This is a genomic window from Stenotrophomonas maltophilia (assembly GCF_006970445.1).
Taxonomy (GTDB): domain Bacteria; phylum Pseudomonadota; class Gammaproteobacteria; order Xanthomonadales; family Xanthomonadaceae; genus Stenotrophomonas; species Stenotrophomonas maltophilia_AU.
In genome coordinates this window covers 2,790,989-2,816,859 of record NZ_CP033877.1, presented here as the reverse complement: position 1 = coordinate 2,816,859, position 25,871 = coordinate 2,790,989, and the positions used below count along the sequence as shown (strand labels likewise).

At 66.8% G+C, this 25,871-nt stretch carries 25 protein-coding genes; 16 read left to right on the top strand and 9 right to left on the bottom strand.

Going from position 1 to position 25,871, the window contains the following annotated elements; translation table 11 throughout:
* Nucleotides 1-53 precede the first annotated feature (53 nt).
* From EGM71_RS13020 to EGM71_RS12995, 6 genes are all read left to right on the top strand, one after another.
* Nucleotides 54-1,298 carry a hypothetical protein gene (locus EGM71_RS13020; protein ID WP_188485269.1) on the top strand — a complete coding sequence of 415 codons (1,245 nt, stop codon included), beginning with the start codon at nt 54-56 and terminating at the stop codon, nt 1,296-1,298.
* Nucleotides 1,295-2,167, top strand: a complete 873-nt coding sequence (locus EGM71_RS13015; RefSeq protein WP_188485268.1) for a hypothetical protein — start codon at nt 1,295-1,297, stop codon at nt 2,165-2,167. The genes EGM71_RS13020 and EGM71_RS13015 overlap by 4 nt, the downstream gene beginning before the upstream one ends.
* Nucleotides 2,151-2,927 carry a class I SAM-dependent methyltransferase gene (locus EGM71_RS13010; RefSeq protein ID WP_188485267.1) on the top strand — a complete coding sequence of 259 codons (777 nt, stop codon included), beginning with the start codon at nt 2,151-2,153 and terminating at the stop codon, nt 2,925-2,927. The genes EGM71_RS13015 and EGM71_RS13010 overlap by 17 nt, the downstream gene beginning before the upstream one ends.
* A 10-nt stretch (nt 2,928-2,937) precedes the next feature.
* On the top strand, nt 2,938-4,254 hold the full coding sequence (locus EGM71_RS13005; protein ID WP_223224469.1) for an ABC transporter permease: 1,317 nt from the start codon (nt 2,938-2,940) through the stop codon (nt 4,252-4,254).
* Complete coding sequence (locus EGM71_RS13000; protein WP_188485266.1) at nt 4,251-5,498, top strand: ABC transporter permease; 1,248 nt, start codon at nt 4,251-4,253, stop codon at nt 5,496-5,498. Before EGM71_RS13005 ends, EGM71_RS13000 begins: the two co-directional genes overlap by 4 nt.
* 127 nt (nt 5,499-5,625) lie before the next feature.
* Nucleotides 5,626-5,946 (top strand): hypothetical protein, encoded by a 321-nt coding sequence (locus EGM71_RS12995; protein ID WP_188485265.1) that lies wholly within the window; start codon nt 5,626-5,628, stop codon nt 5,944-5,946.
* Nucleotides 5,947-5,959: 13 nt separating this feature from the next.
* Here EGM71_RS12995 and EGM71_RS12990 read toward each other — a convergent pair whose 3' ends face one another.
* On the bottom strand, nt 5,960-6,943 hold the full coding sequence (locus EGM71_RS12990) for a hypothetical protein (RefSeq protein ID WP_188485264.1): 984 nt from the start codon (nt 6,941-6,943) through the stop codon (nt 5,960-5,962).
* A gap of 138 nt (nt 6,944-7,081) precedes the next feature.
* Here EGM71_RS12990 and EGM71_RS12985 point away from each other — a divergent pair, with 138 nt between their 5' ends.
* Both EGM71_RS12985 and EGM71_RS12980 read left to right on the top strand, forming a co-directional pair.
* Nucleotides 7,082-8,047, top strand: coding sequence for a DUF2268 domain-containing putative Zn-dependent protease (locus EGM71_RS12985; RefSeq protein WP_188485263.1), 966 nt, complete (start codon nt 7,082-7,084; stop codon nt 8,045-8,047).
* A 49-nt stretch (nt 8,048-8,096) separates the two neighbouring features.
* Entirely contained in the window at nt 8,097-8,879 is a 783-nt protein-coding gene (locus EGM71_RS12980; protein ID WP_188485262.1) for an SGNH/GDSL hydrolase family protein, read from the top strand.
* Here EGM71_RS12980 and EGM71_RS12975 read toward each other — a convergent pair.
* Nucleotides 8,854-9,738 carry a LysR family transcriptional regulator gene (locus tag EGM71_RS12975; RefSeq protein ID WP_188485261.1) on the bottom strand — a complete coding sequence of 295 codons (885 nt, stop codon included), beginning with the start codon at nt 9,736-9,738 and terminating at the stop codon, nt 8,854-8,856. The two genes, EGM71_RS12980 and EGM71_RS12975, sit on opposite strands and share 26 nt — an antisense overlap.
* Before the next feature lie 105 nt (nt 9,739-9,843).
* On the opposite strand from EGM71_RS12975, the gene EGM71_RS12970 reads away from it, so the two are divergent.
* Both EGM71_RS12970 and EGM71_RS12965 read left to right on the top strand, forming a co-directional pair.
* Nucleotides 9,844-10,974 carry an agmatine deiminase family protein gene (locus EGM71_RS12970; RefSeq protein WP_188485260.1) on the top strand — a complete coding sequence of 377 codons (1,131 nt, stop codon included), beginning with the start codon at nt 9,844-9,846 and terminating at the stop codon, nt 10,972-10,974.
* Nucleotides 10,975-11,041: 67 nt separating this feature from the next.
* Nucleotides 11,042-11,764, top strand: a complete 723-nt coding sequence (locus EGM71_RS12965; RefSeq protein ID WP_223224468.1) for a hypothetical protein — start codon at nt 11,042-11,044, stop codon at nt 11,762-11,764.
* Between the two features lie 3 nt (nt 11,765-11,767).
* Here the strand turns inward: EGM71_RS12965 and EGM71_RS12960 are convergent, their stop codons facing one another.
* Nucleotides 11,768-12,313, bottom strand: a complete 546-nt coding sequence (locus tag EGM71_RS12960; protein WP_049458716.1) for a thioesterase family protein — start codon at nt 12,311-12,313, stop codon at nt 11,768-11,770.
* Nucleotides 12,314-12,382: 69 nt separating this feature from the next.
* Between EGM71_RS12960 and EGM71_RS12955 the strand changes: the two genes are divergently transcribed.
* The 6 genes from EGM71_RS12955 (at nt 12,383) to EGM71_RS12930 (ending at nt 16,630) form a co-directional block, all read left to right on the top strand.
* Nucleotides 12,383-12,958, top strand: a complete 576-nt coding sequence (locus tag EGM71_RS12955) for a TetR/AcrR family transcriptional regulator (protein WP_188485259.1) — start codon at nt 12,383-12,385, stop codon at nt 12,956-12,958.
* Nucleotides 12,959-13,011: 53 nt separating this feature from the next.
* A complete protein-coding gene (locus EGM71_RS12950) occupies nt 13,012-13,395 on the top strand; it encodes a nuclear transport factor 2 family protein (RefSeq protein ID WP_188485258.1) in 384 nt (127 codons plus the stop codon).
* Nucleotides 13,396-13,548: 153 nt separating this feature from the next.
* Nucleotides 13,549-14,328 (top strand): hypothetical protein, encoded by a 780-nt coding sequence (locus EGM71_RS12945; RefSeq protein ID WP_188485257.1) that lies wholly within the window; start codon nt 13,549-13,551, stop codon nt 14,326-14,328.
* 52 nt (nt 14,329-14,380) lie between these two features.
* Entirely contained in the window at nt 14,381-15,226 is an 846-nt protein-coding gene (locus EGM71_RS12940; RefSeq protein ID WP_188485256.1) for an energy transducer TonB, read from the top strand.
* Entirely contained in the window at nt 15,226-16,098 is an 873-nt protein-coding gene (locus EGM71_RS12935; protein ID WP_188485255.1) for a hypothetical protein, read from the top strand. The genes EGM71_RS12940 and EGM71_RS12935 overlap by 1 nt, the downstream gene beginning before the upstream one ends.
* A 13-nt stretch (nt 16,099-16,111) precedes the next feature.
* Nucleotides 16,112-16,630 carry a hypothetical protein gene (locus EGM71_RS12930; protein ID WP_188485254.1) on the top strand — a complete coding sequence of 173 codons (519 nt, stop codon included), beginning with the start codon at nt 16,112-16,114 and terminating at the stop codon, nt 16,628-16,630.
* A 46-nt stretch (nt 16,631-16,676) separates the two neighbouring features.
* Here the strand turns inward: EGM71_RS12930 and EGM71_RS12925 are convergent, their stop codons facing one another.
* From EGM71_RS12925 to hutI, 6 genes are all read right to left on the bottom strand, one after another.
* Entirely contained in the window at nt 16,677-18,788 is a 2,112-nt protein-coding gene (locus EGM71_RS12925) for a TonB-dependent receptor family protein (RefSeq protein ID WP_188485253.1), read from the bottom strand.
* A gap of 194 nt (nt 18,789-18,982) precedes the next feature.
* Nucleotides 18,983-20,419, bottom strand: coding sequence for a serine hydrolase domain-containing protein (locus tag EGM71_RS12920; RefSeq protein ID WP_188485252.1), 1,437 nt, complete (start codon nt 20,417-20,419; stop codon nt 18,983-18,985).
* Between the two features lie 149 nt (nt 20,420-20,568).
* Nucleotides 20,569-22,236 (bottom strand): urocanate hydratase, encoded by a 1,668-nt coding sequence (gene hutU, locus EGM71_RS12915; RefSeq protein ID WP_188485251.1) that lies wholly within the window; start codon nt 22,234-22,236, stop codon nt 20,569-20,571.
* A complete protein-coding gene (gene hutG, locus EGM71_RS12910; RefSeq protein ID WP_188485250.1) occupies nt 22,233-23,087 on the bottom strand; it encodes an N-formylglutamate deformylase in 855 nt (284 codons plus the stop codon). Before hutG ends, hutU begins: the two co-directional genes overlap by 4 nt.
* A complete protein-coding gene (gene hutH / locus EGM71_RS12905) occupies nt 23,084-24,625 on the bottom strand; it encodes a histidine ammonia-lyase (protein ID WP_188485249.1) in 1,542 nt (513 codons plus the stop codon). Before hutH ends, hutG begins: the two co-directional genes overlap by 4 nt.
* The gene (hutI, locus tag EGM71_RS12900) at nt 24,622-25,845 is read right to left on the bottom strand and encodes an imidazolonepropionase (protein WP_188485248.1); all 1,224 of its coding nucleotides are present in this window, start codon (nt 25,843-25,845) and stop codon (nt 24,622-24,624) included. The genes hutH and hutI overlap by 4 nt, the downstream gene beginning before the upstream one ends.
* Nucleotides 25,846-25,871 lie beyond the last annotated feature (26 nt).

The window sequence follows — 25,871 nt, the reverse complement described above, 5'->3', positions numbered from 1 at the left end:
GCGGGGGACGGTGTCCCCCGCAGCTCTTTGATGCGGATGCAGGGAGAGCAACGATGAATGCGCAGCTGAAACCGCTGGAAGCCGATGTGGCACGCCCAGCGTGCCTGATGGAGATCACCCGCACAGGTGCCCGGATGGATGCCGTGATGGAAGGCATCATGTGGGCCCGCCTGCGACGCATGCGGACGCGCCTGCAGGAAGCACTGGGGAACGCGGAGCACGGCGTCATCGCTCGCTCCATCCATGCCATCTATGAAGCGCTGCCGGCCGACCGCCAGGCGCGCGTACTGCTCAGTTCCGAGTTCTGCGAGAGCTACATGGCGCTTGACGCCGCTCGCAAGCAGCGGCCGGAGGCCGGTGCCGATGCAATGGCATGGGATGCTGAGAGCGCACGCAATCTGTGTGCCATCCATGATCTCGTGCAGAGAGAAAAGGCACTGCTGGACCTGGCCTCTGGCTGCACCTCGCGCTACCTGCTTGAGAGCCGCGATTGGGTGGTCGACAGTCCGGTGGGCGATCAGCTCGCCCGCAAGGATGTGCAGGGGCGCTGGACGCTGGAAACACCGCCGATGCTGGGTGATTGCGTTGCCGTCGACCTGCACAGCAAGGTCGCCAGGCACCATGAACCCCGTTCCGGCGTGCTCAGCCAACCCTGCCTTGCGCTGGATGAGGCGGAGCAGGCGGTCGTGCTCGACAAGCTGTCGCGCGCGCTGGCAGGCATTGATCGTGCGGAACCGCTGTATGGCCTGGTGATCCGCAACTTCGTCCGCCGCATCGTGGTTCGAAAATCCGAGGAATCAACGCCGGATGTTGCGCGCCGTTTCGGGTCGGAACATGTGCCGCGCCAGCCCGGTTCCCTGCGCCTGCTCAATATCCATCACCCCGAGCTGAGCGTGGAAGCCTGCATGGAAAGCATCATGCATGAGAGCACCCACAACTTCCTTGCCGCGTGGGAGCTGGCCAATGGCTTCTTCGTTGCCAACGACTATCAGCACCGGGTCGTGTCGCCGTGGTCGGGCAATCCGATTCCCAACTCGTCCTACATCCACGCCGTTTTCGTCTACTACGTCTGCCATCGGTTGCTGAAAAGCCACCTTGCGGTGGCTGACAACATCGACGCTGCTGCCCGCGCGCATGTCCACCGTCGCCTAGCGGTATGCGCTGCCGGATTCCTCATCGAGCAGGATCTCAGCAGCCGGCTGATGAGTACCCAGCCGCTCAATGCCGACATCGGAACAATGATGGATGACATGCAGGCGGACATGAAGCGTGAATATGGCTATGGGAGGCAGCAATGAAGGCCCGGACCATCGTGTTGTACACCGATCATGCTGATCCGGTCGCGCGCCGGGCGGCGCAGGCGGGGGCAGAGTTGCTGCACCTTGACGAGCTGCTGCCGATGGTTCGCGCCGGAAGCTGGCCAGCGGTCCTGGATTTCGAGCCCAGCGCGGCGATGCGCGAGCAGTTCATCGGCGCACGGGTGGTCAACCGTGTGTTCTCATTGGCCAACACCCGCATGGATGGATTCCTGAGGGAAAGTGGAATCGACGCGCGTTGGCTGCACATCCGCCTGCAGTCATTGCTCGAATCGGCGGCCAGCGTCTGCCACGACACTGGCGTGCGTGGCGTCTCGCGCACACTGATGCCGCTGAACGTACAGTGGTTCGAGCTCAAGCGGGTACTTGCCGATATCCAGACGCCCGACTTCGTCTATTCGATCGGGTATGAGGCGCCGGATCTGCGCGGCCTGGTCGATCCTCTGCAGAAATCGGTGTGGTCACTGTTCGATTGGAAGCAGGAGCGCAACCTGCTGCCGGAAGAGAAGCGGCGTCACCAGTTCTTCGTTTCGCGGCCGCAGGGCGTCCCGCTGGTGTCCTACTTCTGCGGTGGGTCGGCGGATGGCATCTTCTTCCCCAGGGGCGAGGCGGTGCCGATCGATCTCCAGCGCGTGCATGCCATCAACCAGGCCGCGCGTCGTGCCTTCCGTTCTGAGACGGGGGAGTTGCTGCTCTTCGCAGAGGGCGGACAGCTGCGGTTCCATGCGTTCTCGCCCTATCTTCTTTCCGTGGCGGATGAGCCGGCCATGGTGGAGATGCTGGGCAGTTGGCTGGCGGCGGATGATTCCAGTGCGAGGAGCGATGATGCCCGACATGCACTCGTGCATTGAGCGTCTTTCCGAGATCCGCGAGCGCATGGGGTGGCTGTACGGCAGCGAGGATCTCTGCGTGCTGCTGTACAGTCTGGTCAAGCGTGCCCGGCCACAAAGAGTGGTGGAACTCGGTACGGGTTTCGGCGTGTCTACGGCCTGGATCGCCGCCGCACTGAAGGAGAACGAGACCGGTGTCCTGCACAGCTACGACAATGGATCGCACTATGCCAGCGATCCCGCGCGGCGCTTCCTGGCCGAGCTGGAAGGGCCCTTGCGCGCGCTTATCGAACCGGGGCAGGACTATCCTTCGTTCATGCGTGCGCTGTTGGCCTGGGCGGGTGTCGCGGACTTCGCGCAGGTGCATGTCGAGGACATCGACTTCACCGCCATCGCCACCGCCCCGGCTCTGCACGGCGGCATCGACATGCTGTTCTCGGACTTCAACCATTCTCCAGACAGCATCCAGGCCCTTCTGGGACATTTCCTGCCCCGCCTGTCCTCCACTGCGTCGGTGTTCATCGACAGCGCTTCGACCCAGCGCCTGAGCTACCTGACGCTGGAGCGGATCGTCGACGACCTGAACTGCAACAAGATTCCGGTGGGTCTGGCGCGCTGCTGGGCGCCGCAGGAGGCAAGCGCTGCGATCGATCGGGTGCAGCGCTCGCGGTTCCGCCTGATGCATCTCATCGAGGGCCGGGCACGCGCGCAGAACAGCACGGCGTGGTTGAGCATCGAACCGGTGGATGTCGTTCCCACCGTCGCCGAGTTCTTCCATTGAGCTGTCGAGGATGATGATGCTGACGTACTACCTGGGGCTCGCACGAACCCGCCTGCTGGAAACCAAAGGCATGACGCTGGCACTGGTGCTGGCGTTGGGGCTGGGCATCGGCGCCAGCGTGACCATGCTCACCGTTGTTCGAGCCATGTCCTGGGACCCGCTGCCAGGGCGCAGCGGGCAACTGTTCCACCCCTTCCTGGACCCGCTGCCGGCCGGGTACCAGATCAAGGGAGGGCTGGATCCGCGGGTGGCCATGACCTGGCCCGATGCCAGCGAACTGCTGCGCAATGCTCCTGCGCAGCGGCAGACGGTACTGGCTGCGGGCCGGCTGCTGGTGGATCCGCAACCGGGCGCGCCGACGGCATTCTTCGTTGATGGCCAGTACACCAACGCGGACGCAGCGGCGATGTTCGACATGGAGGTGCTGCAGGGACGCTGGTGGTCTGCGGACGATGATCTGCAGCGCTCCCGGGTCGTGGTGGTCAGCCGCACGCTGGCGCAGCGGCTCGGTCATGGAAGCTCCCTCGTTGGACGGACCCTGCAGCTGGATGGGCAGCCCTTCAGGGTGGTTGGCGTGATCGCTGACTGGGTGCCCCGGCCGCGCTTCCACACCGACCTGCAGCAGGAACCCTTCAAGGGGCGCGACGATGTCTTCATTCCGCTGCAGACCGCGGTGGAACTCCAGCTTCGGGTTGCCAACAGCATGTACGGCTGGTCGGGCAACACGCCGACGAACCGCATGGTGGACGCCAGCACGGCGTGGGTCCAACTCTGGGCCGAGATCCCGGACCCGGCCGGCCAGCAGGCGTACCTGCACTTCCTGCAGAACTACGTGCAGGACCAGCATGCGCGCGGGCGCTTCGATCGGCAGACGCCCCCGCACCTGGACGGCCTGCGCGGCTATCTGGTCCAGCGCCGGATCATCCCGGATGAAGTGCGGTTGCAGCTGGCGCTGTGCCTGGCTTTCCTGGCCGTCTGCCTGGTCAACATGGGGGCACTGATCTTCGCCCGTTTCGTCCGCCGGACGCATGAGATCGCAGTCCGCCGTGCGTTGGGGGCCCGCCGCAGGGACATCATCCTGCAGCTGTGCACCGAAGCGCTGATGATCGGGTTGCTGGGAGGAGGCGTGGGCCTGCTGGTCGCACAGGCTGGCCTGTTCCTGGTGCGGATGCAGCCGGAAGACTATGCCAGCCTCGCAGTCATCGACCCGACCATGGTGATCGCCACGCCCGTGTTGGCCTGCATCGCCAGCCTGTTCGCCGCCGTCCTGCCCGCACTGCGTGCGGCATCCACCCGTGTCGCCATGCAGATCAAGGCCGCTGAATGAGCGTTTCACAGATTCCGCTGATTGCCCGTGCGATGAAGAAGAACCGGCTGGTGGCCGGCATCCTGTTGCTGCAGGTGATCATCGCCACCGCCTGCGTCACCAATATCGCCTTCCTGCTTGCGCAGCGCGTGGAAACACTCGCCTACGACACCGGGCTGCGGGAGCAGGGGCTTGGCATCATCGAAACCGAGTTCGTCGGCAGCGCCGCTGCCAATGCCGCCGCTGCGGTCAAGGCAGACATGCAGGTGCTGCGTAACGTGGCCGGGGTCCAGGCCGTGGTGGCGGCGGAGTCGCTGCCGTTGAGCCAGCACAACTGGACCGTCGGTTTCACCAACGTGCCGGTGCAGGGGCAGGACACGGCAGGCATCGTGGAGGCCGAGCCCGCAGTCTATGGGATGTCTGCCGGCGCAGTGCAGGCACTGGGCATGCATCTTGTCGCAGGCCGTGATTTCTCCGCCGCATCATTCGTGCAGACCGAGGCAGCGCAGGATTACGCCGGTCTCTACAAGGCCAGTGAAGCCATCGTCTCCGCAGCGCTGGCACGTCATCTGTTTGGCTTGGCCAACGCGGTGGGCCGCGACCTGTATACGGACGGCACCCATCCATTGCGCATCGTCGGGGTCGTCGACACCCTGTCCAGGCCGGTGCTGCGGACCGATGGAGACAACGACATGAGCCTGCTGCTGCCGCTGATTCCCGATGGCACCCGGGTGATGTATGCGGTGCGCAGCGAGCCGGACGCGCTTTCCGCGGTCCTCGACTCGGCCAGCAATGCGCTGGCCGCGCGCGAAGCGAACCGGATGCTGCCCCGGGTCCAGCGCTTCAGCGAACTGCGTGCGGAATATTTCCGGCGTGACCAGACCATGGCGATCATCTTCCTGTGCGCCGGCATCTCGCTGTTGATCGTGACCGGCACGGGTGTGTATGGGCTGGCCAGCTTCTGGGTCCGCAAGCGCTATCCACAGATCGGCATACGACGTGCGTTGGGTGCCCGCAGGCGCGATGTGATCAGCTTCTTCATGATCGAGAATCTGATGCTGACCTTCGTCGGCGCGCTCGCTGGCAGCGTGCTGGCATTGGCGTTGAATGTCTGGGTTTCGCGCTACTACGAGGTACCTCGCATCGATCCCGGGTACCTGGTGCTGGGGGTCGGGCTGGTGTTCGCCCTGGGGCAGCTGGCTGCCTGGGTACCGGCGCGGCGGGCGGCGCGCGAGGCCCCCGTGGCGGTTCTCAACAGCACCTGACTGATCCGAAGGGTGACCTCGTGTCATTGGCCGTTGCGATTGCGTAACCGTATGTGATGCGGGTGCCATGGCGTGCGGAAGCTGCGATACGCTGCAGGCCTGTTGCTGTCTGCCATGGGTTTCACCAATGAAGTCCAAACTTGTTGCCGCAGTGTTGGCGCTGGTGATGACGCCGAGCCTGCATGCCCAATCACTCCCATCCGAACTGGCGCAGCTTGGCATTGTCGCCGGCATGCCTTATGCCAAGGCCAAGCGCCTGATGGATGCAGCAGGGTGGCAGGCGAGTCCGGCTCAGGGCGCGCCTGAGTCACTTGAGGGCTTTCCGGAAGTCGGATGCCAGAAGGGCGGAAAGCAGTGCGCAACGACCTTCGAAAAGGGCGGGCAGCAGGTCGCGATGCGGCTGGGCACTACCCTGGCAGGGCAGCCGTTCGTGCAGGGCGTGGACTGAGCGCTCGTTGCGTTCAGGCCAGCGGTAGGCGGTCCTGCGCGTGCGACAGGCGATCGTGCAGTTCGCGCACATGCTCCGCCTTGGCATGCACCCGGGAAGTGTCGCCGAAGCTGCGCAGATAGGCACAGGCCGCGAAGCCGGCACTCTTCTTTTCGTACTCGGCAATCCAGGCCAGTCGATCCGGATTGTTGGCCTGTTCGGCTGACCACGCGGCCACCGGCGGCCGGATGCGGTACTTCAGGCCAACGCGCCACGGCTTCGGTGTCAGTCGCGCACGGAAGCAATGCTGTAGCCGGCACATGCGCGCGTACAGGGTGTCGGTGCCCAGTGCCTTGAAGAATGCCTGCAGCTGCTCGTCCTCAGGTGAGAACGTGGCATGCATCGCCAGCACGCGCAGCCCGGCGGGCGTGCGGTAGGTACGCAGGTGCCAATCGGGATGCTGTTCGCTGAAGGCGTCCACGCGCTTCAGCGCAAGCCCTTCAGCACCGCCGGCAGCGGCCAGGCGCTGCTTCCGCCGCATCAGCAGTGCCGCGTTGACCAGCAGCACTGCCGCCACGCCCAGTACCAGGCCCACCAGCCAGTGCCAGAGCAGGGTGCCAATGATGGCGCCGGCAAGCAGCGCGGCCGCAGCGACGATGGCCGGTATCACGCATCCGGCCGGCGGCTGCGCATGGTCGATGTCGGCAAACAGCACGTCGGGGCTGTTGAGGCACAGCGCGCCATAGCTGTTGCGGGTGATGATGACATCGCCGTCGCGCTGCACGATCTGCTCGCGGATCGGCACGCCCTCCACACCGTAGTTGCTGCGCACTTCGCGACGCGGCAGCACCTGCCCGGCGACGATGGCGTTGAGGGCTTCATGTGCACGTGCGTCGGCGTGGGCCTGGGCTTGGGCAGGTCCCTCATCGGACCAGCCGAAGCGGCGCACGACCACCGGCCGGCCACGGAAACGGGCCTGCAGGCGGGCCTCGGCCCAGTACGCGGGAACGATCATCATCGTGCGGTGCTCCATCATCCATGGCAGGTGCCAGAGTGAGTCTGGCACAGCCCCGAAGGGCCTGCATGTGCCCGCTGCGGCGGCCGGGGCGGAGTGGTAGATTGCGCGCTTCGCATGCACTCCACCAAGGACGGAGCGATGTCCAGTTTCCTGCGTTGCCTGCTTGCCCTGGCCTGTGCCGGGGCGGTCGGCGTGGCGTCGGCGGGTACTCCGTCGGGACCGCAGATCCTCACCACCGATGCCAGCCGCTTCTACGCGCTCTACGACAGCACCGGCGGCAAGCCCAGCGTCGCCCAGTTGGCCGGTTACCTGGCCGAAGGCAGTACGGGCCTGGGTGAATTGGCGAAGGCGCGCCGGGTCACGCCCGAGCGCATTGCCGAGGCCATTGCCAGCCAGCCCGAGGTGTATGCGCAGGGCCGTAGTTGCCTGGCGGAGCTGCCGGCGGTGAAGCAGCGCCTGGTGCAGGTGTTCGGCAACCTGCAGGCGATCTACCCGCAGGCCGCGTTTCCGCCGGTGACCATTGCGGTCGGCCGGGGTCGGCCGGTCGGGCTGACTTCGAAGAGCGGGGTGATCATTGGCCTGGAAGCGCTGTGTGCAGCCGATTTCATGAATCCCAACGTGCAGGACCGCTTCGTGCACGTGATCGCCCACGAGTACGTGCACATCCAGCAGACCGGCCTGACCGATTTCGAGCCCGGCGACCCGCATGCGACGGTGCTGCGTGTTTCGCTGGGCGAAGGCATCGCCGAATTCATCGCCGAGCTGATTTCCGGCAACGTCGGCAACGGGCGCCACGCCGCCTGGACCCGTGGCCGGGAAGTGCATATCGAAAGCGCCTTCGCGTTGGATGTGGACAGCACCGATCTGTCGCCGTGGCTGTACAACTACAAGCCCGGTTCGCAGGAGCCCTATGACCTCGGGTACTGGGTGGGCTACCGCATTGCCAAGGCCTATTACCTGCAGGCCAAGGACAAGCGTGACGCGGTGCGTGCGCTGATCCAGCAGGACAACCCGAAGGCGATCCTGGCCGCCAGCGGCTGGACGCCAGGCATGTGGATGCCGGCCAAGGTGACCGGTGTGGCCGCGCGGTCGGCGGCACGGTAGGCGTGGGGCCACGCGCTAGACTGGCCCGGACATCCAAGGGAGAGACCCCATGCGTTCCTTGTCTGGCGGCCTGGCCGCGGTTGCCCTCGGTATCGCGCTGAGTGCCCAAGGGGTGGCGGCCGATACGCCCGCGATCAACCCGTTGCTGGTGGAGCCTGTCGAACGCCTGCGCCCGGACGAAGTGCGCTTCATGCAGCAGCGCCTGGCCGATTGGCCGGAACTGCAGCGTTACCGCGACGCCAACGCACGACTGCCTGCCGCCGTACCGGGGCAACCACGCGTGGTGCTCTTCGGTGACTCGATCACCGAGGGCTGGGGCAGGGAAGGCAGTTCGGCGTTCTTCCCCGGCAAGGGCTGGCTCAACCGCGGCATCAGCGGTCAGACCACGGCGCAGATGCTGGTGCGGTTCCCGCAGGACGTGCTGGCACTGAAGCCGCAGGTGGTGGTGATCCTGGCCGGCACCAACGACATCGCCGGCAACACCGGCCCGTCCACGCAGGCGATGATCGAAGACAACCTGCACGCGATGGTGGACCTGGCCCGCGCGCATGGCATCCGTGTGGTGCTGGCATCAGTGCTGCCGGTCAGCGATTACCCGTGGCTGACGGGCACAATGCCTGCGCCCAAGGTGCGTGCATTGAACACGGCATTGAAGCGCTATGCCGATGCGAAGCAGCTGGTCTATCTGGACTACTACACGCCGATGGCCAATGCGGTCGGTGGACTGGATCCGCAGTTGGCCGACGACGGCGTGCATCCCACGGCGAAGGGCTATGCGGTGATGGCGCCGCTGGCCGAGGCGGCGGTCAAGCGCGCGCTGCAGCAGAAGTAGCGTCAGCGGGCAGGCTCGCCAGCAACCACTCACAGAAACTGATTACCAGCGGATCGGCTGTGCTGTCCTCGTGCACCAGCCAGCTCCAGCGCGGGCCGCGCACGCGTGCATCATCCAGGGGGTGCAGCAGGCCTTGTTCGCAGGCGCGTGCCGCCAGCAGCTCGCTGACCAGCGCGATACCGAGCCCTTCGCACGCGGCATCCAGCAGTTGGCCAGGCTCGGAGAAGTTCATGCCCTCGCGGCGCTGGCCGACATCGGCGCCGCCCTGTACCTGCCACTGGCTCCAGTCCATTTCGCGCTCGCCATGCAGGGTCAGGCGTTCGTGTACCGGTGTGGCGAGCAGCGCCGGATGGCAGGCTGGATAGAGACGGTCCTGCAGCAGTACGCGATGCTGGCACTGCGCCTGTGAGTCGAGGTCGTCACGCACCGCCACGTCCAGCGTCTGCGTGCCCATGTCCGGTGCATCCTCGCTGGTCAGCAGCCACAGGTCGGCATCGGGATGCAGGCGGTGGAAGCTGGCCAGGCGCGGCACCAGCCAATGGCGGGCGAAGGCCGGGCTGGTGTTGACGATCAGTTGATTCGGCTTGCGGTACTGATCGAGTCGGCGGATTCCGCTGGCCAGCTGCCGCAGCAGGGACTGGGTGGTTTCCAGCAGGTCGTTGCCGGCGTCGGTGAGGGTGACGCTGCGGCCCTGCCGGAAGAACAACGGCTGCTGCAGCGACGCCTCCAGGCCCCGGATCTGCTGGCTGATGGCCGACTGGGTCAGATGCAGTTCCTCGGCCGCCCGGTGGAAGCTGCCCAGGCGGGCGGCAGCCTCGAAACCCCGCAGCGCGTTCAGCGGTGGCCAGTGTTTGAGCATTTCAGATAAGTAAAACTGTTCAGTTGATGGCTGAATCTATCGTTTGTTCTTATGGATGGGCAAGCGCAGCATAGCGCCCATCCCACACCGGCCATGGAGCCTGTCATGACCAACCGTCGTCACTTCCTCACCCAACTGGCGGGCGCCGCCGGCCTTGGCGGCCTGGCCGCGCTCGGCCTGGCCGGGCTGCCGGGCCGCGTGTCCGCAGCGGGGCCGGGTGCGGGCGTCTGGCGCATGCCGGACGAGCACGGCCCGCAGGAGCGCGTTTTCCTGGCCTTCGCCGCGCAGCCGCGGGTGTGGGGCGCGCAGGCCGATGCGGTGAACGCCGCCGTGGCCCGCCTGGCCCGTACCATCGCCCGCCACCAGCCGGTCAGCGTGCTGTGCCGCCCGGCGCAGTTGAAGCAGGCGCAGGACCGCTGCGGCCGCGACAACATCGAGTTCCTCGAGGTGCCGCTGGATGACATCTGGGTGCGCGACTACGGCGGGTGCTTCGTCACCGATGGCCAGGGCGGTCTGGGCCTGGTCGACTTCAACTTCAACGGCTGGGGCGGCAAGCAGAGCGCGCGCAACGATGGCGCGGTGGCGCCCTGGCTGGCACAGGTGACGGGTGCGACGCTGCTGGAAAGCGATCTGGTGGGCGAGGGCGGTGGCATCGAAGTCGATGGCCACGGTACCGCGATCCTCACCGAGAGCTGCTGGGTCAACCGCAACCGCAATCCGGACGGGTCGCGCGCCGATATCGAGGCCGAGCTGAAGCACCACCTCGGCCTGCGCAAGGTGATCTGGCTGCCCGGCATCGCCGGCAGGGACATCACCGATGCGCACGTGGATTTCTATGCGCGCTTCGTGCGGCCGGGCGTGGTGATCGCCAACCTGGACAATGATCCGGAGTCCTACGACTACGATCTGACCCGCGAGCACCTGGACATCCTGCGCGGGGCCACCGACGCCGATGGCCGCCGGCTGCAGGTGCACACACTGCCGCCGCCGCTGGACGGGCGCGACAACGTGCATACCCGCGACAACGACGATCTGGCCATGGGCTACATCAACTACCTGCCGATCAACGGCGCCGTGGTCGCGCCGCAGTTCGGTGACGACGAAGCCGATGGCTTCTGCCGTGAACTGCTGGAAGACATGTATCCGGGGCGCGTGATCGAACAGGTGGATATCGACGCGATCGCCGGCGGCGGTGGCGGCATCCATTGCGTGACCAAGAACATGCCGAAGGTGTAGTCCGTCACGGTAGAGTGGCGCGGTAGCCGGCTACGCAGCGTGGCCGCCAGGGACGATGGAGCGGGTGATGCGGAAGGGAATCCAGGGGTGGCTGCGCCGTGGCGGCGCTACGATGGCAGTGCTGCTGGCCGCCGTGCCGGTGTTCGGTGCGGACACGGCGGCGCCTTCGCCGCTGACGCGTGAACCAGTGGGCGGCGTTTCGTTGGCCGAATGGACCGCGCGGTGGTGGCGGTGGGCCGATGGCCAGGGTGGCGCGCCCTATCTCGACCCGGATGGCCGTGTGTGTGATCTGGGCCAGGAAGGCCCGGTCTGGAACCTGGCCGGCACCAATGGCCGTTTCCGGCCACATCGCGAATGCGTGGTGCCGGCTGGCAAGTACCTGTTACTACCGATCATCAACATGGCGCACTACCAGGTGGATGAGCGTGTGTCCTGCAAGGAGCTGCAGGCCGGGGCGGCGGTCAACAACGATTACCTGATCAGTGCGGTGGTGCTGCTGGACGGCCAGCCATTGGGCGACATGCGCAGGCATCGGGTCCGCAGCGAAGGCTGCTTCCGCATGGATGCCGATGACGAACACTCTCGGCTGGCTGCCGCCGATGGGTATTGGGTGATGCTCAAGCCGTTGCCGCCGGGACGGCATACCCTCAGCGTGGGCGCCAACTACGGCGTACCGGATGGTGGCGCGTACAGCCGCATGCGGCAGTCATTCGAGTACGTGCTGCACGTGGGAGGGCGTACCCAGGTCGTATCGCGCGGACAGCCCACGATGCCGGTGGCGGCTCCCTGAGGCTCAGGCATCGTCCTGCTTCAACGCCGCATCGGCGGCCAGCAGCGCTTCGGCGGCCGCACTGAGCGGCGGCGACGGCGGGGCGACCACGCCGATCGCTTCCATCATCTTCGGCATGCCGAGGAACTGCCGCGCGCGGCGGTCGTAGATGCCGGTGACCAGCAGCGCGCGCGTGGCGATCTTCTGCTCGGCACCGATCAGCACCCGCTGCTCCATGATGCCGCGTGAGCCGACCCAGCCGACCAGGCGCGTTTCCAGGGTGAAGCGCTGGAACGGCTTCAGCTCGCGACGGAACTGGATGGTGCCGGCACCGACGATCGGCGCCCACTTCTCTCGCAGCGCGACCCGGCCCAGGCCCATGCGCAGGATCAGGTCCAGCCGGCCCAGATCGAAGATGTTCCAGTAGCGGCCGTTGGTCATGTGCAGGTTGCTGTCCAGGTCGTTGGGCAGTACCCGGAACTGCAGCCGCGAAACCCCGAACGGTGCGTCCAGCTTCGGCCGGAACAGGCTGCACAGCAGCAGATGGAGCAGGCGGAACCAGAGATTCATGGCTATGACGACTGTTATAGAATCGCCGGTACGCTAATCTATGACGACTGTCTTAGCAAGGAGCCCGCCGTGAGTCCGCGACCCTCTGATGCGCCACAACGCGTGATTGATGCTGCGGCACAGATGCTGGCGCGGGTGGGCCTCAATGCCACCAGCATCCGGGAGGTGACCAAGCTGGCCGAGGCACCGCTGGGTTCCACCTACCATCACTTTCCCGGCGGCAAGCAGGAGCTGCTGGCGCGCGCCACCCACATGGCCGGCGACAAGGTGGAGGCGCTGCTGGTGGAGCTGTTGAAGGATGGGGCGGTACAGGGCCTGCAGCAGTTCCTGGCGATGTGGCGCGAGCGTCTGCTGCGCTCCGATTTCCGCGCCGGCTGCCCGGTGCTGGCCGCTGCCGTGGAGGAGCCGGTGGAGGCCACGCCCAGCCAACCCCGCGCAGCGGCCGCCGAGGTGTTTGCGCGCTGGCAGGGCCACCTCGCCTCGGCATTCGTCGCCGAAGGACATGCCCCTGCAGCGGCGGGTGAGCTGGCCAGCCTGGTGATCGCCAGCGTGGAAGGCGCGGTGGCGATGTGCCGCGCGCTGCAGGACATCGCCCCGTTCGACCAGGTGGCCGCGCAGTTGCTGAAGGCTGCCGCGCGGCCTTGATCGGCCGGTGCGGGCAGGCCAGACTCGCCAGCAGCCCACGACTGGATGCCGCCATGGACGAACCGCACCGCCGCCAGGTGATCGAGCACTACCTGCAGGCCTACAACTGCTTCGATATCGACGCCATGCTGGCGGTGCTGGCGCACAACGTACGCTTCGAGAACCACAGCGACGGCCAGCTGACGATGGTCACCGAAGGCATCGATGCCTTTGGCGAACTGGCACGGCAGTCTGCGCGCCTGTTCCGGGAGCGCGAACAGCGCTTGCTGGCGCTGGTGTTCGATGGTGATCGGGCGACGGCGACGATTGGCTGGCGCGGCGTGTTCGCGCAGGATGTTCCCGATGGACCGCGTGCGGGCACCGAGCTGGAACTGCAGGGCCAGAGCGAGTTCGTGTTCGCGGGTGGCCGCATCGAACGGATCATCGACCGCAGCTGAGGATCGGCCGCTTGGAACCGCCGTGTGGACAGCGGAGGTGTCCGCGGTAGAATCCGCCCATCACCGCCTACGCGTGCCCGGCAAGGATGTCCGCATGCACTATCAGGTTCCCGACGTTCCTGGCCGCGATGCCTCCCGCCCCCTGGCGGCGGCATGAAGCGCTCGCGCCACTTTTCACGCAGCCCACTGAAATTGCCCGTGAACCGCGGCGGCGAAGTCGTGCGTGCGCGCCGGCACCTGCAGCAGCGTGGTTGGCCACGCCTGCAGATGGCGCTGATCGTCGCCCTGACCGGTGCGGCCGGTTTCCTTGCCTCGTACCTGCTGCGCCTGGCCGGTATCGACGCGATGCTGCTTCGCTACCCGATGGCCGTAGTGCTGGCCTACGGCGTGTTCCTGTTGCTGATGTGGATCTGGATCCGCTGGCGCTGGGACAACGTACTGGATGGCCTGTCGCCGGATATGGGCGGTGGCAGCCCATCCCCTCGCGGAAGTGCCGTGGAATCACCATGGGGCGGTGCCGGTGGTCATTCCGGCGGTGGCGGCGCATCGGCGTCGTGGAGTGATTCGGCATCGCCGAGCGGCGCGGAGGTGGGTGAGTTGCCACTGGCTGGATTGGCTGAAGACGAAGCGGGCCTGCCGTTGCTGGCCATCCTCGGCATCGTCGCACTGGTGGCGACCGTCCTGCTGGCGAGCGTGTGGGTGGTGTGGTCGGCGCCGGTGCTGATGGCCGAACTGCTGGTGGACGCCGCCATCGCCGGTGGCCTGTATCGGCGCATGCAGGGCATGCACGAACAGGGATGGTGGCGGGTATGCGTGACGCACACGATCTGGCCGCTGCTCGGCCTGCTGCTGTTCTTTGCCGTGCTGGGTTGGCTTGCGCAGGAACTTGTGCCGGGTGCGAGCCATCTGCTGCAGGTCATTCAAGCGCTGTAGCGCCACGTTTCCGGCCGATATCCCAACCTGCTTCATTTCTTCCAGGAACTCCATGCGACAGCGCATTGCACGGAAGCGCATCCTGACGACAGCGGTCGTCCTGTTCGTGGCTGCGGGCGCAGTGCTGATGGCCAGTGTGGGCCCGCAGTGGCGGCAGGACGCCGGCCCGCCGCCGATCAACCTGGGAACTGCACAGATGCAGGCCGAGGTGATGGCAAAGCTCATCGACCTGCGACCATTACCGCCAGGAAAGCCGCCGGTACCACCGATTCCAATGAAGGCAGTCTCCTCCTCGATGCTGACCGGCAACGGTGGGTTCGCGACCGCGGAGGTGCCACTGCAAGACGTCGAGCCTGCACGCTTCGAGCCGCGCAGCTCGGAGCCTGACACGCCATTTGCAGTGATGGACTGGACAGTGCCGTCCTGCGGCGAAGGAGAAGCCGCCCCGGTCTGCCAGGCGCGTCACAGCGTCGTCGAATGGCGCGATGATGACAGCGCGGCATCCTTTCAATTGCAGCAGCATCTGGAGGCGATGCTGCAGGTTGCGAACCGCCGGGCTGTACGGGTACCCGACCTCGCGTTTGAGCTTGCGCATGTGCGGGCGCAACGGATGACGTGGGACGAGCTTCAGCGACGGCGCGCGCGCGGTATCGAGGGATGCATGGGGGGACCGGGCAATCCGGATCTGGGCGTTGTCCATCTGCAGCGTCCTGTGTTCAGCCTGGACGGGAACTGGGCAATGGCATCGGTCGCCTCGGATCTGTGCAGTGGAGGAACGGCGATGCGCGTCCTCTACCTCCTGCACCGCAGGAAGGGCGGATGGGAGCGTATTCGAGTGGAGCCTGTCCGCTATACGGGCTTTGGACACGGCCTGTGGCCCGCGTTGCCGGAGTCGTGATGACAGATACCTCGTTCAAGCCAGACCGTGACTGCCAACAGCGGATCGCCTGGCGACGCATTGCATCGCTGGCGGCGGCGCTGTCGGCTTTGGCTCTCATGGCCGGAATCTGCAGCCTGCGCCCGAGGTGGCAGCAGGAGATCGGTCCGCCACCGATCAACCTGGGAACGGTGCAGATGCAGGCTGAGGCGATGGCGCTGGCGATCCGGCAGAGGCCGCCATTCCTCCTTCCACCCCCGCCAGAGCCGCAGCCAACGCCAGCGCTGCCATCGTCGCTGAGCGAGGTGCCCACCGCACCGCAGACACCGTCCACGCGCGTCGATCAATGGCGCCCGCAGGAACAGCCGCAGTTGACCGACCCGGTGGGGGAGGACATCTACGTGATGGAGCAGACCTTGCCCTATTGCTGGCCGGGTAGCAGTGCCTCCACCTGCCAGGAGGTGGACGATCTGGTTCTGCCGCTGGACGACCGGTGGCCGCCGGACATCCATGCGCTGCGGTTGCAGCTGCAGGCGGACCTGGTTCCCGCCAATCGCCGTCCCACGCCAGTGCCTGCGGCCGCATTGGCCGGTGCGCAGCGGATGGACGGCGCGGGGCTTCGAGCGCTGCGGAAGCAGGGGTGCAGGGCAACGGTGCATGGGCCGGCTCGGACATACGACCACTTCGCCTATCTGACCCGGCCCGTTTTCAGCGTCGATGGGCAGTGGGCTATGATCGCGGTCGCCTGGGCTTCGTGTTCCGACGATTTCGTCTACCGGGAGCTTGTCGTACTGCATCGGGAACAAGGACGCTGGATAGCCGAACCCCCGGAACGGGGTCTGGGCGGCGTATGGGACGGCCGCATACTGCGGCCCTGGACGTACAACCACTGACGAGGAAGAGCGCATGGATGTCGCTGCACGCAGGAACAGGACGTTGTTTCGTTGGATCATGATGACGCTGCTGGCGGTGTTGTTGCCGTTTGCAGCACTGGCGCAGCCCGCAGCCGGGCAGGCCGATGGCGCCGAAGCCGCCACTGCCGCGGAAGAGGCGCAATGCCGCGCGTGCAGTTATGAGCGTATCGGGCACAAGGTCGATATCGGCCTGGTGGCACTGGTGTCGCTGCTGGTGGTGGGCCTGCTGATCGCGGCATCCCGGGAATGGGGTACCACCTCGCAGCGCTGGACCTGCCGCACGCTGGCCCTGCTGCTGGTGGGCATCGGCGCAGCGTTGCTGTGGTGGGCTGGCAGCATCCTCTACCTGGGTTACAACCCCTGGCAGGAGCAGCTCGCACCCGGCGACGGCTCGCTCGGTTCGACGCTGCTGAGTACGTCGCCGAAGTGGTTGGCGGCACTGGTGCTGATCGGCTTCGCGCCTTCCATCTGGAAGCGCAGCGAGCGCCTGCCGGCGTGGCGTATCGGCTGACCCTGGAACGGCGGCGCCGGGTCACACCCGGCGCCGCCTGCGGCAATCAGTCAAAGCGCCAGCGCACGCCCGCATAGACGCCACGGCCTTCGCCCGGGGTCGAGCGCGCGACATCCTTGCCGGCGTCGTCGTAGCCCGGCGTGACCGTGGCGGCGTAGTGGCGATTTCCGATGTTGCGCATCTCCGCCCAGGCCTGCCAGCGGCCACCGGGTGCGTCGTAGCCGATGCGGCTGCCGAAGATCACATGGCTGTCAGCCCAGTAGCTGTTGGCGTAGTCCACGGCGATGCGCGAGGCGTATTCGGTATTGAGCGCAGCGTACAGGCCGGACGCGTGATCGAAGCGCAGCTCGGCCTGGTAGGCGTGGCGCGGCAGGCCGGGCAGGCGGTTGCTGCCGAAACGCGCATCGTGGCGATAGCGGAAGTCGCTGAAGGTATAGGCCTGGCGCAGCGACAGGCGGCCCGGTGCAGCCTGCCACAGCGTGCTGTCCAATCCGGCTTCGATACCGCGGTGAACGGTGGGGCTGGCGTTGTTCTCGGCGATGAACAGGTTCGGCACCGGTTGCAGTTCGACGCTCAGCAGTTCGTGGTTCACGTGGGCGTAGTAGCCGGTCAGTTCCCAGCGACCCAGCGCCGCGTCACCGCGCGCGCCCAGTTCCAGTGTGGTGGCGGTCTGGTTCTGCATCGGCACCGGCGCGCGCTGGCGGCCGGTAGACGGGCCATTGCCCGGCCCGAAGTACTGGTTCGAGCCCCAGATCATCGACCACGGATGCGGTGCCTCCACCGAACGGCTGAGGTTGCCGAACCACTGGGTCTGCGCACTGTGCTGCCAGGTGAAGCCCAGTCGCGGCGCGTAGTCCCAGTCGTGGTCGCGCAGGCGGTCGCCGCTGCTTGGCCAGGTCACCTGCACATCGCGGCGGGTGTTGATCAGTGCCAGCCCGGTCTGCATGCGCAGGCGGTCATTGAAGGCGAGGGTATTGCTGACGTGCAGCGTGCTGTCGGTACCGTGGTGGCGGAAGTCGCGCGTGCGCGTGTCGGCAGCATAGCCATTGCTGGCAAAGCGCAGCGACTCGCGCACATCGGCGTCCAGGTCATGGGTGACGCGCAGGCCGACCGTGGTCTCGCTGTCCAGGCCGAACAGCCGGTGGCGATGGCGGTAGTCCAGCGTGGCGTTGAGGTTGGCGTAGTCCAGCTGCTGCCGGTACAGGCTCTCGTTCAAGTCCATCGGGTACTTGTGGTAGACCAGCCCGGCCTGCAGCGAGGAGTTCTCATCGATCTGCAACGTGGTGACGTTACCCAACCAGGTGCTGCCCGGCTGCGGGCGACGCGCATCGATGGCCAGGTTGGCGGCATTCGCGGCGCGTGGATCGTTGCGGATCTGATCGCGGGTCAAGCGACCGGGCGTTTCGTGATTGGTCTCGCGGTAGCGCACGAAGAAGCGCGTCTGCAGGTCTGGCGTGATCTGCCAGCCGATGTTGGCCATCGCACCCTTGCCGTCGCCGCGCGCATGACGCTGGTAACCGTCGAATTCGGTATCGGTGTAGGCCAGGAAGTAATCGACATCGCCATTGACGCCACCCCAGCTGATGCCGCGCTTCTGGTAGCCACGGCTGCCGGCTTCGTAGTGCAGCTGCACACCGGCCGAATCACGACCGCTGCGGCTGACGTAGTCGATGGCACCGCCCAGCGCCAGCGCGCCGCGCTCGAAGCCGTTGGCGCCGCGCAGCACTTCCACGCGCGACAGCCACAGCGGTTCCAGCAGTTCGTAAGGCGTGCCACCCGGGCCGGTCAGTGGCAGGCCGTCGATCGACACCGCAATGCCCGAGGCATGCGCGCCCGGGCCCCGGTTGATGCCCGAGCCCCGGATCGAGATCTTGGTGCCCTCGTTGCCCGGCGACTGCGCGCTGATGCCCGGCTGGTAGGCCAGCACATCGGCATTGCTGGACAGTCGGCTGTCGGCCTTGGCCAGGTCGATGACGTTGCTGGCGCCGGGTACGCGCTTCAGCGCCGCGCGCGCCTGGGCGCTGGCATCGGCAGCAGCGGTGACCTGCACGGCATCCAGCGTGGTGGCCTGCGGCGCCGCGGCGGCGGTGGAGGAAAGGCCGAGGGAAACGGCCAGGAACAACAGCGACGGGGTGGGGCGGTACGACGAGAGCGACATGCGGAAATGCTGTAAACCACGAAAGTGGCGCGCAAGTTAACAGGTCGGTGGCCCCCACGTCACCCTCCACCTGCGTATGGCCACCTGTGGTGGCCCTGTAGAGCCGAGCCCATGCTCGGCTATCGCGCGCAGCGCGGGTTCTCTGCGATCGCCACGAAGAGCAGCCGAGCATGGGCTCGGCTCTACAGCAGGGTTTACGGCGAAGGCTTCGCCAGCGCCTTGGCCTTCGCGTATAGCCGATCAGCCGCTTCCTTCTCACCCAGTGCTGCATGGCATTCGGCCAGGCTGTCCCATGCGTTGGCCGAACCGGGATACAGCTCGGTGTTGAGCGTGAACACCTTCAGCGCCTTGCCGGCACCCAGACTCTCGCGGATGGCATAGCCACTGGCGTTGATCGCACGTTCCAGCTCGCTGCCGGTCACCCTGTTGTCATCGCGCAAGCCGGCGCGCATCGCCTGCGCAGCGCCTGCATCATCATCCAGCGCATACGCGATCAGCCGCTCGGTCAGCACCGCATGCGGAAACTCCTGCGGCGCGGCCGCCGCCATCGTGCTCTCCACCAGTGTGCTCGACCACACATTGCGGGCGCTGCCGTTGGTCAGGTACACGAACACCCAGTAGTCGCTGGCCAGGGTGCCCTTGTACGCCAGCCGCGCACGTACACGGGTGCCACCATCGTGGCCGACCTGGGTGTAGCCGTCGCTGCGGGTGGTGTCCCAGCCCGTGGAGAAGAAATTGCTGCCGCCGCCGGCCAGTTTCTGCGGCTGCCAGAGTTTTTCCAGGGTCGCCGTGCGCAGCAGCTTGCCGGTCGCCAGCGCCTGCAGGAAGCGGTTCATGTCACCCACGGTGGTCTGCAGATCGGCATGGCCCCAGCCGTAGTCCGGCCAGGGATCTTCATTGGCCGGCTGCAGTTGGCCGTCCTTGCCGATGTAAGGCACCGCCGCGCGCGTGGCTGGCACGCTGGTGACGCCCCATGAGGTACTGGTCATCTTCAGCGGTTGCAGGATGCGTTCGCGCGCAATGGCCGGGTAGGGCTTGCGGTAATGCGCTTCCAGCAAGGCGGTCAGCACCAGGTAGTTGGCCTGCGTGTACTGCACGCGGCTGCCGGTGGCGAACTGCATCGGCGCCGCCGCAGCCACCTTCAGCGCAGCTGCAAGGTCGGGCGCCACACCGGGGTAGCCCTTGCTCACCCAGCGGTTGTCCACCCGGTCGTAGTACTCGCCGATACCCGAGCTGTGGTTGAGGAAATCGCGTACGTGGATCGCCTGCCAGGCTGCAGGCAGGTCCGGCACATAACGGCTGGCCGGCGCGTCCAGATCCACCTTGCTCTGGTCCACCAGTTGCATCACCAGCGTGCTGGTCAGCAGCTTGGCCATCGATTGCGCGGCGAAGATGGTATCGACGGTGGCCGGTGCATGCGTGGCCGGGTCGCGCTCGCCGCTGGCGCCCTGGTAGAGCACCTGGCCATTGTGCGCGACCAGCACCGCTTGCCCGGCGATGCCGTAGCGTTCGCGGTTGGCCTGCAGCTGGGTGTCGAGCTGATTGGAAAGATCGCCGGGGGACTCACGCGCCGAAGCGATCGGAACGGCGAAGAGGGCGCAGAGCAATGCGGCAGCAAGGGTGCGGTACATCGCGGTGATCCATCAGCGGTGATGGCGCATGTTGGTCACGACGGAAGAGCGGGTCAAGGGCGCCGATTCCCGCATCAGGGAGAGCCGGCCAGCGGCCGGCACTACCACACGTTTCCGGTAGTGCCGGCCGCTGGCCGGCACCCCTGCGATCAGCCGAGGATTCCCGGTAGATCCAGTCCCTTTTCCTTCGCGCAGTCGATCGCGATTTCATACCCCGCATCAGCATGGCGCATGACGCCGGTGGCCGGGTCGTTCCACAGCACGCGGCCAATCCGCTTGGCCGCTGCCTCGGTACCGTCGCAGACGATCACCATGCCGGCGTGCTGCGAGAAGCCCATGCCGACGCCGCCACCGTGGTGCAGCGAGACCCAGGTCGCGCCACTGGCGGTGTTGAGCAGGGCGTTCAGCAGCGGCCAGTCAGAGACAGCATCGGAGCCGTCGGCCATTGCCTCGGTCTCGCGGTTCGGCGACGCCACGCTGCCGCTGTCCAGGTGGTCACGGCCGATCACCACCGGCGCCTTCAGTTCGCCGTTGGCCACCATTTCGTTGAACGCCAGGCCGAGTCGATCACGGTCACCCAGGCCGACCCAGCAGATGCGCGCCGGCAGGCCCTGGAACTTGATCTTCTCTGCGGCCATGTCCAGCCAGCGGTGCAGGTGCGGGTTGTCTGGAATCAGTTCCTTCACCTTGGCGTCGGTCTTGGCGATGTCCTCCGGGTCGCCACTCAGTGCGGCCCAGCGGAACGGGCCGATGCCACGGCAGAACAGCGGGCGGATGTAGGCCGGCACGAAACCGGGGAAGTCGAAGGCATTGGCCACGCCTTCCTCCAGCGCCATCTGCCGCAGGTTGTTGCCGTAGTCCACGGTCGGCACGCCCAGTGCGTGGAAGCCGAGCATGGCGCGGATGTGGTTGGCCATCGACGCGCGCGCGGCATTCTCCACGTCCTTCGGTGCACTCACACGCTTCTCGTCCCATTGCTCGACGGTCCAGCCCTGCGGCAGGTAGCCGTTCACCGGGTCGTGCGCGGAGGTCTGGTCGGTCAGCAGGTCCGGCTTCACGCCGCGCTTGAGCAGTTCAGCCAACACATCGGCCACGTTGCCGAGCAGGCCCACCGACTTCGGCGTGCCGGCCTTGCACGACTCGTCGATCAGGCGCAGCGCTTCGTCCAGGTTGTCGGTCCAGGTGTCGAGGTAGCCGGTGCGCAGGCGCATGTCGATGCTGCTCTTGCGGCATTCGACGGCCAGGCACGAGGCGCCGGCCATCACGGCAGCCAGCGGCTGTGCGCCACCCATGCCGCCAAGGCCACCGGTGAACAGCCATTTCCCGGTCAGGTCGCCACCGAAGTGCTGGCGGCCCATTTCCACGAAGGTCTCGTAGGTGCCCTGCACGATGCCCTGCGCGCCGATGTAGATCCAGCTGCCGGCGGTCATCTGGCCGTACATGGCCAGGCCCTTCTTATCCAACTCGTTGAAGTGGTCCCAGTTGGCCCAGCGCGGTACCAGGTTGGAATTGGCGATCAGCACGCGCGGCGCATCGGCGTGGGTGCGGAACACGCCCACCGGCTTGCCCGACTGCACGAGCAGGGTCTGGTCGTCGTCCAGGCGCTTGAGCGTTTCGACGATGGCATCGAAGCTCTCCCAGTCGCGCGCGGCGCGGCCGATGCCGCCGTACACCACCAGTTCCTGCGGGCGTTCGGCCACGTCCGGGTGCAGGTTGTTCATCAGCATGCGCAGCGGTGCTTCGGTCAGCCAGCTCTTGGCGTTCAGCGTGGTGCCGGTGGGCGCGGCGATGGTGCGGGACGGGTCGTTGCGGGTCATGCGGCGCTCCGGTTCGTAGCGAATTCAAGGCAGGCGTTGAGCACCTGCGCCAGGGTGTGGCGCAGCGGTGCGGCGTGGTCGGGGTCGAGCGGGGTGGGCCAGCTGTGTTCGTCCACCTGGTCCGGCAGGGGTTCGTGCATGTAGCCACGGCAGGCCAGCTCCATCTGCAGGCTGTGCACGCCGCCGGCGATGTTGCTGTAGTGGCGGGTGATCCAGCCCCCCTTGAAACGGCCGTTGCGCACCTGGCTCATGCCGCTGATCTTCAGCAGGTTTTCAACCACATCGCTCAGGGCGTTGTCGCAGGAGGTGTCCGGCGCACCCGAGGGACCGGCGGTGCCCAGGTTGAACTGCGGCAGCTCACCGTCGAACAGGTGCGGGATATGCGAGCGGATCGAGTGCGCGTCGTAGACCACCACGGTGCCGTGGCGTGCGCGCAGGCGCGTGATCTGCGAAGCCAGCGCATCGTGGTAAGGCAGGAAATACGTGTCGCGGCGACGGGCGATTTCCGCGTCATCCGGTTCGCGCCCGGCGTGGTACAGCGGCTGGTTGTCGAAGGTCGTCAGCGGGCACAGGCCGGTGGTGTTCTGGCCCGGGTACAGCGACACGCCGCTGGGGTCGCGATTGAGGTCGATCACCGAACGTGAGATCGCCGAGCGCACCGTGGTCGCGCCCATGCCGCGCACGAAGTCGTACAGCTCGTGCACCCACCAGTCGGCGTCGCGGCGTGCCAGCCACGGCGAGTGGTAGTCGCCGATCAGGTCGTGCGGCAGCTCGCTGCCGGTATGCGGGAAGCTGACGATGAGGGGGGCGTCGCCCTCGTGCACCGTCAGCCATTCGGGATGGGTATTCATGCCTGCGGTTCCACGGTTGGCAGCAGGTCGGTCAGGCCCTGCGCCAGCGCGCCACTGCGCACCAGATGGGTGGCGGTCACCATGTCCGGATGGAAGTAGCGGTCTTCTTCCAGCGTCGGCACCTGCGCACGCAGGGTGGCGCGCACGGTTTCCAGCGCGGCGCTGGAGCGCAGTGGGGCGTGGAAGTCGCAGCCCTGCGCAGCGGCCAGCAGTTCGATGCCGATCACGTTGGCCGCGTTCTCGGCCATCTGCATCAAGCGGCGCGCCCCGTGCGCGGCCATCGACACATGGTCTTCCTGGTTGGCCGAGGTCGGGATCGAGTCGACGCTGGCCGGGTAGGCGCGCTGCTTGTTTTCCGAGACCAGCGCGGCGGCGGTCACCTGCGGAATCATGAAGCCGGAATTCAAACCGGGACGCGGGGTCAGGAATGCCGGCAGGCCGGACAGCGCCGGGTCCACCAGCATCGCCAGGCGTCGCTCGCTGATCGAACCGATCTCGCACACCGCCATCGCCAGCATGTCGGCGGCAAAGGCCACCGGCTCGGCATGGAAGTTGCCACCGGACAGTGCTTCGCCGGTATCGGTGAACACCAGCGGATTGTCGGACACGCCGTTGGCTTCGATTTCCAGCGTGGTCGCGGCCTGGCGCAGGATGTCCAGCGCCGCGCCCATCACCTGCGGCTGGCAGCGCAGGCAGTATGGGTCCTGCACGCGCACGTCGTTGTCGCGATGCGACTCGCGGATGTCCGAGCCCTGCATCAGCGTGCGCAGGGTGGCGGCGGTGGCGATCTGCCCGCGCTGGCCGCGGATGGCGTGGATGCGCGGGTCGAACGGCGTGTCGGAACCCTTGGCCGCTTCCACTGACAGCGCGCCGGTGACCAGCGCGGCCTGGAACACGGTCTCGATCTCGAACAGGCCCGCCAGCGCATAGGCGGTGGAGAACTGGGTGCCGTTGAGCAGCGCCAGGCCTTCTTTCGCGCCCAGTTCGATCGGCTGCAGGCCGGCACGTGCCAGCGCATCGACCGCCGGCAGGCGCTCGTCACCCATGAAGGCTTCGCCCACGCCGAGCATCACGCTGGCCAGGTGCGAGAGCGGCGCCAGATCGCCCGAGGCACCCACCGAGCCCTGCGCGGGCACCACCGGCAGCACGCCCTTGACCAGCATCGCTTCGAGCAGCAGCAGGGTTTCCTCGCGGATGCCCGAAGCCCCCTGCGCGAGGCTGACCAGCTTCAGTGCCATCATCAGGCGCACCACGCTGGCCGGCATCGGCTCGCCCACGCCGGCGGCATGCGAGAGCACGATGTTCCGCTGCAGGGTGGCCAGGTCTTCGCGCTCGATGCGCACGCTGGCCAGCTTGCCGAAGCCGGTGTTGATGCCATACACCGGTGCGCCCTTGGCGACGATCGCGGCGACCGTCGCAGCACTGGCGCGCACCACCGGCAGCGCGGCCGGGTCCAGTGCAAGCGGCGCACCGCGATAGACCTGCCGCCACTGGGCGAGAGTGACATGGCCGGGGCGAAGAACCAGGGTGTTGCTCATGTGTTGCTCCAGGAGGCAGGCAGGTCGGGCTGTCCGCGCACCACGCGCGCGTGCAGCGGGTTGAATCCAATGCGATAGACCAGGTCAGCGGGGGCGTCGATGTCCCAGATCGCCAGGTCGCAGTCCAGGCCTACGGCCAGGCGGCCGATGCGCTCGCCATGACCCAGCGCGCGCGCCGCTTCACGGGTGAAGCCGGCGATGCACTCATCCACGGTCAGGCGGAACAGGGTCGCGCCCATGTTCATCGCCAGCAGCGGGCTGGTCAGCGGCGAGGTGCCCGGGTTGCTGTCGGTGGCCAGCGCCAGTGGCACGCCGGCCGCACGCAGCGCGGCGATCGGCGGCAGGGTGGTATCGCGGGTGAAATAGAAGGCACCGGGCAGCAGCACGGCGACAGTGCCGGCCGCTGCCATCGCGGCGATGCCGGCGTCATCCAGGTGTTCGATATGGTCGGCCGAGAGTGCGCCGAAGCTGGCCGCCAGTTCGGCGCCATGCTGGTTGCTCAGCTGCTCGGCGTGGATCTTGATCGCCAGTCCGTGCGCGCGTGCGGCTTCGAAAACCTGCCGTGCCTGCGCCGGTGAGAACGCGATGTTCTCGCAGAACACATCCACCGCTTCGGCCAGGCCTTCGGCGGCGATGGCCGGAATCATCACCTCGCACACCTCATCGGTGTACTCCTGTGCCTGGCGGCCAGGCGGAATCGCGTGTGCACCGAGGAAGGTGGTCACCACGTTGACCCGGCATTCCTCGCCCAGCGCACGCGCCACCTGCAGCTGCTTGCGTTCGTCGGGCAGGGTCAGGCCGTAGCCGGACTTGATCTCGAGCGTGGTCACGCCCTCGGCGCGCATCGCCAGCAGGCGCGGCCGGCTTTCGCGGGCCAGCTGTTCCGGCGTGGCGGCGCGGGTGGCGCGCACGGTGGAGACGATGCCGCCGCCGGCACGGGCGATGTCGGCATAGCTGACGCCCTGCAGGCGCTGCTCGAACTCGTTGGCGCGGTTGCCGGCGTAGACCAGGTGGGTGTGGCAGTCGATCAGGCCCGGCGAGATCCAGCGGCCTTCGCCGTCGATGCGGGTGGTCGGCTGCAGGTGGGCGTCGCTGCCGGCTGGCCCGACATGGACGATGCGGCTGCCGGCGCAGGCCAGCACGCCATCGCGGATGACACCCAGCCCTTCGCCATCGAGGGTGATCAGGTGAACGTTGGACCAGAGGGTATCGACGTGCATGGCATCCACAACGCGGCTGTGCTTAT

What these genes read in the sequence shown, in the direction of transcription:
- EGM71_RS12925 (WP_188485253.1), bottom strand. Translation starts at nt 18,788, where the DNA reads ATGTCGCTCTCGTCGTACCGCCCCACCCCGTCGCTGTTGTTCCTGGCC.
- EGM71_RS12975 (WP_188485261.1), bottom strand. Translation starts at nt 9,738, where the DNA reads ATGCTCAAACACTGGCCACCGCTGAACGCGCTGCGGGGTTTCGAGGCT.
- EGM71_RS13015 (WP_188485268.1), top strand. Translation starts at nt 1,295, where the DNA reads ATGAAGGCCCGGACCATCGTGTTGTACACCGATCATGCTGATCCGGTC.
- EGM71_RS13020 (WP_188485269.1), top strand. Translation starts at nt 54, where the DNA reads ATGAATGCGCAGCTGAAACCGCTGGAAGCCGATGTGGCACGCCCAGCG.
- EGM71_RS12935 (WP_188485255.1), top strand. Translation starts at nt 15,226, where the DNA reads ATGACAGATACCTCGTTCAAGCCAGACCGTGACTGCCAACAGCGGATC.
- EGM71_RS12995 (WP_188485265.1), top strand. Translation starts at nt 5,626, where the DNA reads ATGAAGTCCAAACTTGTTGCCGCAGTGTTGGCGCTGGTGATGACGCCG.
- hutG (WP_188485250.1), bottom strand. Translation starts at nt 23,087, where the DNA reads ATGAATACCCATCCCGAATGGCTGACGGTGCACGAGGGCGACGCCCCC.
- hutH (WP_188485249.1), bottom strand. Translation starts at nt 24,625, where the DNA reads ATGAGCAACACCCTGGTTCTTCGCCCCGGCCATGTCACTCTCGCCCAG.
- EGM71_RS12945 (WP_188485257.1), top strand. Translation starts at nt 13,549, where the DNA reads ATGAAGCGCTCGCGCCACTTTTCACGCAGCCCACTGAAATTGCCCGTG.
- EGM71_RS12985 (WP_188485263.1), top strand. Translation starts at nt 7,082, where the DNA reads ATGTCCAGTTTCCTGCGTTGCCTGCTTGCCCTGGCCTGTGCCGGGGCG.
- EGM71_RS12965 (WP_223224468.1), top strand. Translation starts at nt 11,042, where the DNA reads ATGCGGAAGGGAATCCAGGGGTGGCTGCGCCGTGGCGGCGCTACGATG.
- EGM71_RS12940 (WP_188485256.1), top strand. Translation starts at nt 14,381, where the DNA reads ATGCGACAGCGCATTGCACGGAAGCGCATCCTGACGACAGCGGTCGTC.
- hutU (WP_188485251.1), bottom strand. Translation starts at nt 22,236, where the DNA reads ATGACCCGCAACGACCCGTCCCGCACCATCGCCGCGCCCACCGGCACC.
- hutI (WP_188485248.1), bottom strand. Translation starts at nt 25,845, where the DNA reads ATGCACGTCGATACCCTCTGGTCCAACGTTCACCTGATCACCCTCGAT.
- EGM71_RS12930 (WP_188485254.1), top strand. Translation starts at nt 16,112, where the DNA reads ATGGATGTCGCTGCACGCAGGAACAGGACGTTGTTTCGTTGGATCATG.
- EGM71_RS13010 (WP_188485267.1), top strand. Translation starts at nt 2,151, where the DNA reads ATGCACTCGTGCATTGAGCGTCTTTCCGAGATCCGCGAGCGCATGGGG.
- EGM71_RS13005 (WP_223224469.1), top strand. Translation starts at nt 2,938, where the DNA reads ATGATGATGCTGACGTACTACCTGGGGCTCGCACGAACCCGCCTGCTG.
- EGM71_RS12990 (WP_188485264.1), bottom strand. Translation starts at nt 6,943, where the DNA reads ATGATGATCGTTCCCGCGTACTGGGCCGAGGCCCGCCTGCAGGCCCGT.
- EGM71_RS12920 (WP_188485252.1), bottom strand. Translation starts at nt 20,419, where the DNA reads ATGTACCGCACCCTTGCTGCCGCATTGCTCTGCGCCCTCTTCGCCGTT.
- EGM71_RS12980 (WP_188485262.1), top strand. Translation starts at nt 8,097, where the DNA reads ATGCGTTCCTTGTCTGGCGGCCTGGCCGCGGTTGCCCTCGGTATCGCG.
- EGM71_RS12970 (WP_188485260.1), top strand. Translation starts at nt 9,844, where the DNA reads ATGACCAACCGTCGTCACTTCCTCACCCAACTGGCGGGCGCCGCCGGC.
- EGM71_RS13000 (WP_188485266.1), top strand. Translation starts at nt 4,251, where the DNA reads ATGAGCGTTTCACAGATTCCGCTGATTGCCCGTGCGATGAAGAAGAAC.
- EGM71_RS12950 (WP_188485258.1), top strand. Translation starts at nt 13,012, where the DNA reads ATGGACGAACCGCACCGCCGCCAGGTGATCGAGCACTACCTGCAGGCC.
- EGM71_RS12960 (WP_049458716.1), bottom strand. Translation starts at nt 12,313, where the DNA reads ATGAATCTCTGGTTCCGCCTGCTCCATCTGCTGCTGTGCAGCCTGTTC.